The sequence below is a fragment of the Roseovarius tolerans genome (genome assembly GCF_900109855.1).
In the GTDB taxonomy this organism is placed as follows: domain Bacteria; phylum Pseudomonadota; class Alphaproteobacteria; order Rhodobacterales; family Rhodobacteraceae; genus Roseovarius; species Roseovarius tolerans.
This window is the reverse complement of sequence record NZ_FOBO01000005.1, coordinates 176,618-189,077: the sequence shown is the minus strand read 5'-3', so window position 1 is coordinate 189,077 and position 12,460 is coordinate 176,618. Positions and strand designations below refer to the sequence as shown.

General features: G+C 62.1%; 9 protein-coding genes. 4 read left to right on the top strand and 5 right to left on the bottom strand.

The window, feature by feature from the left end:
• The first annotated feature begins 25 nt into the window (after positions 1–25).
• Entirely contained in the window at positions 26–424 is a 399-nt protein-coding gene (locus tag BMX04_RS06980; protein ID WP_139194518.1) for a hypothetical protein, read from the top strand.
• A gap of 4 nt (positions 425–428) precedes the next feature.
• Positions 429–2,585: an ATP-binding protein gene (locus BMX04_RS06975; protein WP_074785588.1), complete on the top strand. Its 2,157-nt coding sequence runs from the start codon at positions 429–431 to the stop codon at positions 2,583–2,585.
• 7 nt (positions 2,586–2,592) lie between these two features.
• Here BMX04_RS06975 and BMX04_RS06970 read toward each other — a convergent pair whose 3' ends face one another.
• Complete coding sequence (locus tag BMX04_RS06970) at positions 2,593–4,260, bottom strand: NAD+ synthase (RefSeq protein WP_074785631.1); 1,668 nt, start codon at positions 4,258–4,260, stop codon at positions 2,593–2,595.
• A gap of 153 nt (positions 4,261–4,413) precedes the next feature.
• On the opposite strand from BMX04_RS06970, the gene BMX04_RS06965 reads away from it, so the two are divergent.
• Positions 4,414–5,826 carry an MORN repeat-containing protein gene (locus BMX04_RS06965; RefSeq protein WP_074785587.1) on the top strand — a complete coding sequence of 471 codons (1,413 nt, stop codon included), beginning with the start codon at positions 4,414–4,416 and terminating at the stop codon, positions 5,824–5,826.
• 11 nt (positions 5,827–5,837) lie between these two features.
• Here BMX04_RS06965 and BMX04_RS06960 read toward each other — a convergent pair whose 3' ends face one another.
• Positions 5,838–7,367, bottom strand: coding sequence for a cryptochrome/photolyase family protein (locus BMX04_RS06960; protein WP_074785586.1), 1,530 nt, complete (start codon positions 7,365–7,367; stop codon positions 5,838–5,840).
• A complete protein-coding gene (locus tag BMX04_RS06955; protein WP_074785585.1) occupies positions 7,361–8,026 on the bottom strand; it encodes an SDR family NAD(P)-dependent oxidoreductase in 666 nt (221 codons plus the stop codon). The genes BMX04_RS06960 and BMX04_RS06955 overlap by 7 nt, the downstream gene beginning before the upstream one ends.
• 270 nt (positions 8,027–8,296) lie before the next feature.
• On the opposite strand from BMX04_RS06955, the gene BMX04_RS06945 reads away from it, so the two are divergent.
• Positions 8,297–9,862 carry a 2-isopropylmalate synthase gene (locus tag BMX04_RS06945; RefSeq protein ID WP_074785583.1) on the top strand — a complete coding sequence of 522 codons (1,566 nt, stop codon included), beginning with the start codon at positions 8,297–8,299 and terminating at the stop codon, positions 9,860–9,862.
• On the opposite strand, the gene BMX04_RS06940 is transcribed toward BMX04_RS06945, so the two are convergent.
• Together BMX04_RS06940 and BMX04_RS06935 are read right to left on the bottom strand one after the other, a co-directional pair.
• On the bottom strand, positions 9,857–10,441 hold the full coding sequence (locus BMX04_RS06940) for an NAD(P)H-dependent oxidoreductase (RefSeq protein ID WP_074785582.1): 585 nt from the start codon (positions 10,439–10,441) through the stop codon (positions 9,857–9,859). The two genes, BMX04_RS06945 and BMX04_RS06940, sit on opposite strands and share 6 nt — an antisense overlap.
• A gap of 110 nt (positions 10,442–10,551) precedes the next feature.
• On the bottom strand, positions 10,552–12,435 hold the full coding sequence (locus BMX04_RS06935; protein WP_074785581.1) for an acyl-CoA synthetase: 1,884 nt from the start codon (positions 12,433–12,435) through the stop codon (positions 10,552–10,554).
• Between the last annotated feature and the right edge of the window lie 25 nt (positions 12,436–12,460).

Here is a 12,460-nt window from a genome sequence, read left to right as displayed (position 1 = left end):
GGCGATGCGGGACGGAGGAAGACCCATGAGGATACGCTTGGCTTTTTGCGCGCTATTGGCGCTTGCTCTGTTCGACGGAGTGGGTGCACAGGCGCAGTCTCTGGCCGAGTTGCGGACAACACTGCAGGCGGCGTTGCAGCGCAACCTTGGCCGTTCGATGCTTGGCGGCGCGTTGCCGCATGTAGACCTGAAAACGGGAACGCTGACCCGGTTCTATCCAACCGAGAATCACCAGGTGATCCTGAAAATGGGTGAAATCTATGTGATGTGTTCCACCCTAATGAGCGAAGATGGACGTGAGGCGCTGGTTGACTATTACATCACCCAGAGCGACGGGCGGTTTGGCGTCATTCGGACCGAGATCGACAACCGTGCGCCACTGCGCGCATTGATGGAGGCGGGGCACGCCACGCGGCTGGAGTGAGCCGATGACCCTGGCCGAGACGACCGACCCGCGCACACCGACCCTGGGGCTTTATTTGCGGCTGACAGCGGTGATGGTACCAACCTTCCTGATCTTCGCCGCCTCGGGGCTTATGTGGCTCAGCGAAAAGAACCTTTTGCGCAGCGAAGAAGCTATGGCGATGCGGATCGGCAATGCCACCGCGCGCGTCGGCGGGGCGCTGGAGCGGTTCAGCGATCAGAACCCGGGGCCGGTCGATTGGCAAAGCCCCTATGTCACCGATCTCATGCAGACCCTATTGGGCGATCCCGCGATCCGCTGCGTGCAACTGCGTGACGCCGAACGCGGCGACGTGCTTGCCGTCGTGCCAAAGGGGCTTGGCTGCCAGGGAGCCGAGCGCGCGCTGTCGCTGCCCTACGAGGTTTATTCCTGGCCGATCACCGAACTGGTCACGCGCTTTGACGAGCGCGAGATTGCAACGGTGAAACGCTATCAGCGCGATTTTCTGCTGCTTCTGCTCGTTGGAGGCATCCTGATTGCGACACTCGCCAACTGGGTGTCTTTTCGGGTGATCGTGGGGCGCCCTCTTCGCCGCCTCATCGGACGCCTCGAAGACGCGCGTGAAACGGCGATTGCCGCGAACGAGGCCAAATCCGATTTTCTGGCCAAGATGAGCCATGAAATTCGCACCCCGATGAACGGGATCATCGGCATCGCCGACGTGCTCTCAGAAACCGATTTATCGCAGGAACAGGCCAGCTATGTGCGCACGATCACCCGCTCCGGCGATGCGCTCCTGACGATCATCAACGACATTCTCGATTTCTCGAAAATCGAGGCAGGCAAACTCACGCTCGCGCAGGAGCCCTACCGGTTGCGCGACCTTGTCGAGGATGTGACGCAGCTTCTTGCTCCGCTCGCCGCCCGCAAGGGGATCGCGCTCTACGGCCATGTTTCCCCCGACCTGCCGGACGTGATGCTAGGCGATGCCGGGCGCTTGCGGCAGATACTGGTCAACGTCGCGGGAAACGCCGTCAAGTTCACTCTGGAGGGACATGTTGCGCTCGAAGTGGCACGGGGCACTGTCGGCGAGGTTGTTTTGTCGGTCACCGATACAGGCGTGGGCATCCCGAAAGACCAACAAGCCAACGTATTTGCTGCGTTCGAACAAGCGGACAACAGCGCCGCACGAAACTTTGGTGGCACCGGCCTCGGCCTTGCCGTCAGCCGCCAGCTCGTCATCCTGATGGGCGGGCGAATTACCCTTCAGAGCCGCGAAGGCCGCGGAACACGGTTCGATATCATCCTGCCGCTCGTGCCGGACGGCGGAACAAGAGACGGGCTCTGTGCCGCCCCCCTCGTCTTGCCGGGTGTCGAGCCGCCGATGATCTGGGTGCTTGACCTTCTCGCTGGCCGCAAAAAGGCGATGACGGATTTACTCTTTCATCTCGGGGCCTCGATTGGGGACACCTCACAACCCGACAATGCGGCACCCGATCTTCTGATTGTCGATGAGGCAGCCGCAGTGCCCACGGACACGGCGCATGTGCCCCGCATCGTTCTATCGGACACCCCGACCGCACCGCCACCGAACGGGGCGATCCTGCGCAAACCCTTGCAAGAGGGGCTTTTCCTGGAAACGGTGCGACGGGTTCTCGAAGGGCAACAAACAGTCTCTGAGGGTAACACCACGGCAGGCCATCGCGTTGCCCCGCGGATCACCTCCACGATTACACCACCAGGTTGGGCAGAAGGGCTGGATGTGCTCGCGGTTGATGACAACGCAACGAATCGGCTGTTGCTTGAACGCTATTTCACCGGTTCCGGGGCAAGGCTGCGCCTTGCCAGCGGTGGAGCGGAAGCCGTCGCACTCCAAAGCGAGCGGCAGGCCGATCTGGTGTTGATGGATGTCTCCATGCCGGGGATGGACGGGCATCAGGCGACCGGACTGATCCGCACGCATGAGGCGGCACATGATCTGCCATCCGCACATGTCGTGGCAGTCACCGCCAATGTTCTGGACCAGCATCGGCAGGCGGCACATCTGGCAGGGATGGACAGTTTTCTGAGCAAGCCACTTCGAAAGGCCGAGTTGATCGCCTATGTAAGCCGCTATCTCGAAACATCGGCTCAGCTAAGCCGTCCAACCGGTCAGACCACATGGCCGCGCGCCGCAGAGTAGCCGCAGCTTACACTTCGCTCGCGCTGTCACGCCAACGATTCACGATGGGATACCGTCGGTCGAGCCAGAAGGCGCGCTTGCTGAGCCGTGCGCCCGGCGCCGACTGAAACCGCTTGTATTCGCTGATATAGAGCAGGTGTTCGACCTTGGCCGCGTCCGCCGCGTCATAGCCCGCCGCGACGCAATCGGACACTGACCCGTCCTGATCCACGAGGATGTGCAGGATGCCGTCCAGCACCGGGTAATCAGGCAGCGAATCGCTGTCCTTCTGATCCGCGCGCAGTTCCGCGCTCGGCGGCTTGTCGATCACGCGTGCGGGGATGACCGCGCCCTCGGGCCCCTGCATCCAGCCCCGGTGATGCGCATTGCGCCAGCGGCAGATCTCGAACACCCGCGTCTTGTACAGATCCTTGATCGGATTGTACCCTCCGGCCATGTCGCCATAGATCGTGGCATAACCCACGGCCACCTCGGACTTGTTGCCGGTGGTTAGGAGCATCTCGCCGAACTTATTCGACAGCGCCATCAGCAACAGCCCGCGCAACCTTGACTGGATGTTCTCCTCGGTGAGGTCCGGTTCGGTCCCCTCGAAAAGCGGCGCGAGCGTCGCGGTGATCGCCGCGCGGCCCTCTGCAATGGAAACAAAATCGTAGCGGCAGCCTAGGTTTTCGGCGACCGCCCTGGCATCCTCCAGCGACTCTTCCGACGTATATTCCGAGGGCAGCATAACGCAGCGCACATTCTCCGGCCCTAGCGCATCGACCGCGATGGTCGCGACGATAGCGCTGTCCACCCCACCCGACAGCCCCAGCAAAACGCGCGAAAACCCGGCCTTGCGCAGATAATCGCGCAACGCCAGCACCATCGCGTTGTAATCCTGTTCCAGATCATCCGGCAGATGCGCCAGCACGCCGGGCACGGCCTGCCAGCCCGCACCCACCCGTTCAAAATCGACATGCGCCACGGCCTCTTCGAACATTGGCAACTGCACCACGAGGCCACCGCCCGGATTGAGCACGAAAGAGCCGCCGTCAAAGATCTGGTCGTCCTGCCCGCCCACGAGATTGAGATAGACCAGCGGCAGGCCGGTCTCGATCACCCGCGCCACCATCAGGTTCTGGCGAGTGTCGATCTTGTCGCGGTAATGCGGCGAGCCATTGGGGACGAGCAGCATCTCGGCCCCCGTCTCGGCAAGGGTTTCGGCCACGTCATCGTGCCAGGCATCCTCGCAGATCGGGCTTCCGATGCGAAGACCACGAACGGTATAGGGGCCCGTCACGTCGCCGCTTTGATAGATGCGCTTTTCATCGAACACGGTCTCATTGGGCAGGTGATGCTTGAACACCCGCGCCGTCACCTGCCCGCCCTGCAGGATATAATAGGCGTTATAGAGCCCCGCCCCTTCGAGCGCAGGACCTCCGATCGCGATAGCGGGCCCGTCGGCACAGTCCCGCGCCAGCCCCTCGATGGCAGCGATCGCGGCCTGATGAAAACCCGGCTTCATGACCAGATCCTGCGTGTTGTATCCGGTGATGAACATCTCGGGCAGCGCCACGAGGTCCGCACCCGCCGCGCGCCCCGCCTCCCAGGCGGTCTGCGCGCGCGCAGAATTGCCAGCAAGATCGCCCACCGTGGCGTTCAACTGTGCCAGTGTCAGGCGGAACCGGTCAGCCATGCGCGTGCCCTTCATCTTGTCCTGCGCCTGATTTAGCAGATCGCCGCGCGAGGGAAAGCCGATTTGCCCGAAACCCGTTGTCACGCCTGCCTGCGTCCACTAGATTTGCCGCATCCGTCAGGCAACCGGGCGGGATCGGGCATCGGGGCAGACATGACGCGCTTGTTGACACGGACGATTATATTGACCGCCACTCTTGCGGTCGCAGGCGTGGCCACCGCACAGGATGGCGAGGTCGAAACCAAGCAATATGACGATGGTGGCATCTATGAGGGCACGTTCAAGGACGGGCTCCAGCATGGCACCGGCACGTATACCCTGCCCAATGGCTATGAATATACCGGCGAGTGGGTCGAGGGCGAGATCAGGGGCCGCGGCGTGGCGCGCTTCCCAAACGGATCTGTCTACGAGGGCGAGTTCGCGCGCGGAAAACCCAATGGCGTCGGCAAGATCGTGTTCACCGATGGAGGCACCTATGAGGGCGAGTGGAGCGACGGCAAGATCACCGGTCAGGGCGTCGCCGTCTACGCCAACGGCGTGCGCTACGAGGGCGGCTTTCTGAATGCGATGCATCACGGGCGCGGCCGCATGGAAAGCCCCGGCGGCTATCGCTACGAAGGCGATTGGGTCAACGGGGTCAAGGAAGGCCAGGCGACGATCACCTATCCCGACGGCGCGATCTACGAAGGCGCGGTGGCGCGTGGCGCGCGCGAAGGCGACGGCAAGCTTACCATGTCCGACGGGCTGATCTACGAGGGCACTTGGAAAGCAGGCCAGATCGACGGCACCGGCAAGCTGATCCAGCCCAACGGCGATGTGTACGAAGGTGATCTCGTGGCCGGACGACGCCAGGGCACGGGCCGTGTGACCTATGAGAACGGCGATGTCTATAAGGGCGAGTTCCAAGATGATCGCCGCCACGGGCAAGGCACCTTCACCGGCACCGATGGCTATCACTACGAGGGCGAGTGGCGCGCCGGCAAGATTTCCGGCGAAGGCCGCGTGACCTATCCCGATGGCTCGGTCTATGTGGGTGAGTTTCGTGATGACCTGGCCAACGGTCAGGGCAAGATCACCTATCCCGACGGCTCCACCTATGAGGGCGACTGGGTCGGCGGCGTAATTGAGGGCAGCGGCACCGCGACCTATCCTAACGGCCTGGTCTACGAGGGCGAATTCGTCGATGCCAAGAACCACGGCCAGGGTGTCATGACCTACCCCGACGGCTATCGCTACGAGGGCGCGTGGCAGAACGGGCAACGACATGGGCAAGGCACCGCCACGTATCCTGACGGCACCGTCTATGAAGGCGAATTCGCCGATGGGCAGCGCCACGGGCAGGGCAAGATCACCATGCCTGATGGCTTCGTCTACGAGGGGAAGTGGCAAAACGGTGAGATTTCGGGCCCGGGCGTGGCCACCTACACCAATGGCGATGTCTACGAAGGCATGTTCCGCGCAGGCAAGCGTCAGGGCGAGGGCACGATGCGCTATTCCAGCGGACAGGAAGCCACCGGCACATGGGAAGATGGCGCGCTGACCCGCAACACAGAAACGGCGGACTGATCACAGGGTGATTATACCACCCGCCCGGCGTCGAGGTCTTTCAGCACCTTAGCGGCCCCGTCAAGAACGGCCGCCCGCCGCGTCTCGTCCATCTTCTCCCATGTACGATAAACCGGACCCATGCGCGGATTGCGTCCGAACCGATCACGGTGACGGATCAGGAAATCCCAGTAAAGCAGATTGAAGGGGCACGCCCCCTCGCCCGTCTTCTGCTTCACCGAATAGGCGCAGGTGGCGCAGTAATCGGACATCTTCGCGATGTAATTGCCCGATGAAATATAGGGCTTGGAGGCGATGATGCCGCCATCGGCGAACTGGCTCATCCCGATCACGTTGGGGGCCTCGACCCATTCGAACGCATCGGCGTAGACGGCCAGATACCACTCATGCACCTGGCCCGGGTCTATGCCCGCGAGCAGCGCAAAGTTGCCAGTCACCATCAACCGTTGGATATGGTGGGCATAGGCCTCTTCCTTCGTCTGATCAACGGCTTGCGCGACGCAGTTCATCCGCGTCTCGCCCCCCCAATAAAACCAAGGCAAATCGCGGGTCTGGCCCAGCGTGTTGCGCGCCGTGTAGCCCGGCCCCTCGCGGAAGTAGATGCCGCGCATGTATTCACGCCAGCCGATCACCTGCCGGATATACCCTTCGGCAGCATTGATCGGCACCCGCCCCGCTCGCCATTCGTCAACCACACGATTGCAGATATCCACGGGATCGAGCAGGCCGATATTAAGATACATCGAAATGACCGAGTGATGCACGAAGCGGTCATCCTGTAGCATCGCATCCTGATAATCGCCGAACCCCGGCAGCAGGCTCTTGGCGAAATGGTCGAACGCGCGTTTAGCCTGCCCCGAGGTCACACCGAACCAGAACGGGTGAAGATCGCCAAAATTTCCGCCAAAACGCGCCTTGACCAGATCGAGCACCTCTTGGGTGATCTCATCGGGGGCAAACTGCATCGGACGGGCGCGCAGCATGTCGGGTTTCGCTGGCTTACGGTTGTCGTGGTCATAGTTCCATTTGCCGCCCGCCGGTGTGTCGCCGTCCATCATCAAGCCGGTCTTGCGTCGCATCTCGCGGTAGAAATACTCCATCCGCAGTTCCTTGCGGCCCTCGGCCCACTGATCGAATTCGTCCAGTGAACAGATGAAGCGATCATCGGGCAGTTGCGTCACGGTCAGCGGCGCGTTCCCGAGCGCCTCGATCAGCCGCCATTCGCCGGGCTGCGTGGCGATCACCTCTGACGTGCCATGCGCTTGCCCCCGGCGCATCAATTCACCGACGATGCTCTTGCTGGCGTCGGGATCATCCAGCCGCGTATAGGCGACCTGCCAGCCGTCATTGCGCAGGTCTTCGGCGAAATGACGCATGGCCGACAGGATCAACGCGATCTTCTTGGGGTGATGCGGGACATAGGTGCCCTCGTCCATCACCTCGGCCATCACAACGATATCGCGGGATTTATCGGCTGCCTTCAGCGCCGAAAGATCACGGCTCAGCTGATCGCCAAGCACGAGCACAATACGCCCTACCATGGAACCCGCGCGCCCTGCCAATCAAAGAACTGCCCGCTATCCTCGACTGTCAAATCGTCGATCACCGACAGCAGGTTCTGCGCCGCCTCTTCGGGCGGCACCGACGGATGACGGCCCAGGTATTTCTCGGTGAACGGCGTCTGAACGGTGCCGGGGTGCAGCGCCGCGCAAATGGCGTCACGGTGGCTGCGTCCCAGCTCTATAGCCCCGCTGTGGATCATCTGGTTGAGCGCGGCCTTCGCAGTGCGGTAACTGTACCAGCCACCAAACCCGTTATCCCCGATCGAGCCAACCCGCGCCGAGAGCGCGGCAAACACGCAGCGCCCGTCACGTGGCAGAAGCCGCACGGCGTGTTTAAAAACCAGCGACGGCCCGATGCAATTCAGCGCGAACTGATCCATCATCGCCTTGGGCGTCACCTGCTTGAGCGCCTTTTCGGGCCGCGCGCCGTCGATCTCTAGCGCACCGGTCGCGACGAGTATCAGGTCATAGGGCCCTTCAAGCCGCCCCAAAGCCGCCTCAACCGAACCCTCGTCAGTCACGTCAATCCCGTCCGCGCTGCGCGAAAGGCCGGTGACCGCCACACCGCGGGCAATCAGCGCTTCGGACACCGCATGCCCGATGCCTCCGGATGCACCTATGATCAAAGCCTTTTCCATGATCGCAGAGCTAGCCGACTGCGCGAAAGCTTCAAGCCCGTTCCACCTGCGCCCCGAAATTTCGGGGTTTTCATCGCGCGACGCCGCTCTTATAGTTTCACTCATGTTGATGCAGAACCATATCGCTCCCGAAGCCCGCGCCCTAGTGCGCGGCCTGCGGGCTGTTCTGCTAGGCCTAAGCCGCCTCTGAGCGTGCCGTCATGGCGCGACCGCTCAGAGGATGTGCCATTTTCGCGCCGCAGGCTTAGGATTCAGTGAAAGAGACCCGACATGACAGATCAGACCAAAGACCGCGTGGTGATTTTCGACACCACCTTGCGCGACGGTGAACAGTCGCCCGGCGCGACCATGACCCACGCCGAAAAGCTCGAAATCGCGTCGATGCTTGACGAGATGGGCGTCGATATCATCGAGGCGGGTTTTCCCATCGCCTCTGAAGGGGATTTCCGCGCCGTCAGCGAGATCGCCAAACAGTCCAAGGATGCCACGATCTGCGGCCTCGCCCGCGCCAATCTCAAGGACATCGACCGCTGCTGGGACGCGGTGAAACACGCGAATTCCCCGCGCATCCACACCTTCATCGGCACCTCGCCGCTGCACCGCGCCATACCAAATCTCGACATGGACCAGATGGCTGAGCGCATTCATGAGACGGTAACCCATGCGCGTAACCTCTGTGACAACGTGCAATGGTCGCCGATGGATGCCACGCGCACCGAGTGGGACTATCTCAAGCGTGTCGTCGAAATCGCCATCAAGGCTGGCGCCACCACGATCAACATCCCCGACACGGTAGGCTATACCGCCCCGGTAGAGAGCGCAGATCTGATCCGCCGCCTGATCAACGAGGTGCCGGGGGCTGACGAGATCGTCTTTGCCACCCATTGTCATAACGATTTGGGCATGGCCACCGCGAACGCCCTTGCGGCCGTGGCAGGCGGCGCGCGGCAGATCGAATGCACGATCAATGGCCTTGGCGAGCGCGCGGGCAACACCGCGCTGGAAGAGGTGGTGATGGCCCTCAAGGTGCGTGGCGACATCATGCCCTATGAGACGCGTATCGACACCCGCAAGATCATGAACATCTCACGCCGGGTGGCCGCCGTGTCGGGCTTTGCCGTGCAGTACAACAAGGCCATCGTCGGCAAGAACGCCTTCGCGCATGAGTCGGGCATCCATCAGGACGGAATGCTCAAGAACGCCGAAACCTTCGAGATCATGCGCCCCGAGGATGTGGGCCTTGCCGCGACCAATATCGTCATGGGCAAACATTCGGGCCGCGCCGCACTCCGTGCCAAACTGCATGACCTTGGCTATGACTTGGCCGACAATCAGCTGGGCGATGTGTTCGTGCGGTTCAAGGAACTCGCCGACCGCAAGAAGGAGGTCTATGACGAGGACCTGATCGCCCTGGTGAATGCTGGTCTCGACGATGAGAGCGACCGCTTGCAGATCAAGCATTTGCAGGTGATCTGCGGCACCGACGGGCCGCAAAAGGCGACACTGACCATGCTGATCGACGGCGAGGAAAAAACGACCGAAGCCACAGGGGATGGCCCGGTCGACGCGACCTTCAACGCGGTCAAGGCGCTCTTTCCGCATGAGGCGCGGCTGCAGCTTTATCAGGTGGCCGCCGTGACCGAGGGCACCGACGCGCAGGCCACCGTGTCTGTGCGGATGGAGGAAGACGGCCGCATCGTGACCGGGCAGTCCGCCGATACCGATACCGTCGTGGCCTCGGCCCGCGCCTATGTCCACGCGCTCAACCGACTCGTGGTGCAGCGCGAGAAGACCGGGGCAGACAAGCGCGAAGTCAGCTACAAGGACGTCTCATAAGGCCGCGCTGCGGCCCATCTCGCGCGCCCGTGCGATCCAGCGGGCGCGCTTGGCCTCATCGGCGGTCTTGACCGTTCCCAATTGGACCAGCTTGCGCATCTTGATGCCGCAAAATCCCAGTACCTGATTGCGCAACACCCGCCGCCCCGGCTTGCGGTAGACCAGCGTGTCGTACCAGGGCGGCGTGTCGGAGGTGATGATCGCATCCGCCGTGCGCCCGGTCAGCAGCTTGTCCCAGAACACGCCGCGTTTGTGATAACGAAAACCGAAGCCGGGAATCAGCGCACGGTTCAGAACCGCCTTGGCCTGAGCGGGCATCGACCCCCACCAATAGGGATGCACGATCAGCAGGTGATCGGCCCAGGTGATGGCCTCCTGCCACGTCAGCAGATCGGGCTCGAGCGCGGGCATGTCCTTGCCGTAGCCTTCGAAGTCGAGGGCAAAGCGCATGGCGTGCAGTTCTATCCGCCGGATGTTGGCGCCTCTCTCCTCGGCCCCGGCTTGATAGGCATCGGCCAGAGCGGAACAAAACGAAGTTTCGCGCGGATGGGCCACCCAGATGAAGATTTTCTGAGGCATGGGCCGTCTCCTTGTAGGCTTGGGCGAAACACATGACCGGACTTTGGTCCCGAATGCCGTATTACCTCCGCATATGACATTCCGGTGACGCCCGACCTATCCTTTGATGCCTACTCCGCCCATTCCCAAGGGCGCACGAATTGCCCGAGGACGTGACCAATGGCCTCTTCATCCGCGTCACCCTTGCGGGTGAGTTGTGCCACCAGCCCGCGTTTCTTGTCATCCACGACCGAGGTCACCTGCGCGGCAAGACCCGCCTTGTCCAGCGCCGAGTTGTATATGCGGGTGATCGCGTGCTTGCGCAGGTCGGGCTTGAACACCTTGCCGACGGCGGTTTTGGGCAATTCGTCCAGCACCTCGATATATTTCGGGATGGCCGCGCGCTCATGCACATGGATCTTGCAATGCTCCAGCAGGTCCGCCCCCGTCGCCGTGCCGCCCTCGACCAGTTCGACATAGGCGCAGGGCATTTCACCAGCATGGGCATCGGGCTGCCCGATGGCCCCGGCCATGGCCACGTCGTGATGCGCCATCAGCGCCTCTTCGATATCCGCCGGGTCGATATTATGCCCGCCCCGGATGATCAGATCCTTGGCACGGCCGGTGATCCACAGATAGCCATCGCCGTCGATCCGCCCCAGATCACCGGTGCGCAGGTAGGTTTCGTGGTGATAGAGGCCGGCATTCTTGGCGGCCTCGGTATAGGTGTTGCCGGCAAAGACACCGGGGTTGGAAATGCAGATTTCGCCCACTTCGTCTGTGTCACATTCCACCGGCTGCTCGTCCACCACCTTGTAGATGCGCACATCCGTATAGGGAAAAGGCACTCCGACAGAACCCACTTTCTTCTGCCCCTCGGGCGGGTTGGCCGAGACAAGGCAGGTCGCCTCGGTCAGCCCGTAGCCCTCGATCACGGTCATGCCGGTGGCACTCTCGAACCGGGTAAACAGCTCCATCGGCATCGGCGCAGAGCCGGAGAAAGCGTTCTTGACTGTGCTGAGATCGGCATCCACCTTGCGCTGCATCAGCGCCGAGACGGCGGTCGGCACGGTGATCACGAAGCTGATCTTCCAGCGCTCGCAAAGCTTCCAGAAATTGTCGAACACGCCCTCGCCGCGATAGCCTGCGGGCGTGGGAAAGACCACATGCGCGCCGGATTTGATGCAGGCCATCAGGATCACGTGGCAGGCAAAGACATGAAACAGCGGCAGCGGGCACATCACGTTGTCGTCTTCGGTGAAGAGCAGCGTGTGCCCGATCCAGCCGTTATAGATCATGCCCGAATATTTATGCTGCGCGACCTTGGGCATGCCGGTGGTGCCGCCAGTATGGAAATAGGCGGCGACCCGGTCACCGTCGCTATCCGCAAAAGTCAGGGTCTTGCTCTGCCCCGCCATCGCCTTGTTGAAATCCAGCACATCGGCATGGTGGCCGGTCGGGTTTTTGGGCCGGACCAGCGGCACGATCCAGCTTTTCGGCGGGGTGAGATACCGGTTGAGGTCAATCTCGTAGACGGTATGCACATCGGGCGCGTGGCGCACGGCCTCGGCGGTCTTTTGCGCGATGTCGGTCTTGGGGAAGGCCTTGAGCGTGACCACCACCTTGGCCCCGGTCTCACGCAGGATCGCGCTGATCTGTTCGGGTTCCAAGAGCGGGTTGACCGGGTTGACGATCCCGGCAATGGCCCCGCCGATGGTTGCGACGGCGGTCTCGACACAGTTGGGCAGGACCAGGGCGATCACATCGTCTTCGGCCAGCTTCAGGCTGCGGAAAAGATTGGCCGCCTGACAGCATTGATCGTGAAACTGCTGCCATGTCAGCGTCTGCGCCTTGTCGGTAGGGCCCGAAAGCAGCTGATAACTGAGCGCCGGACGATCCGGAAAGGCCTGCGCCGTCGCGCTCAGCATCTTGTAAAGCGTCGCCGGTCTGTCGCGCGCCTCCCAAGGCATCTCGTTCTGAATGTCGAGCGCATCCTGCCGCGATGTGAAACCCATCGGTCCGTCCTCCCTTTATGTCCCG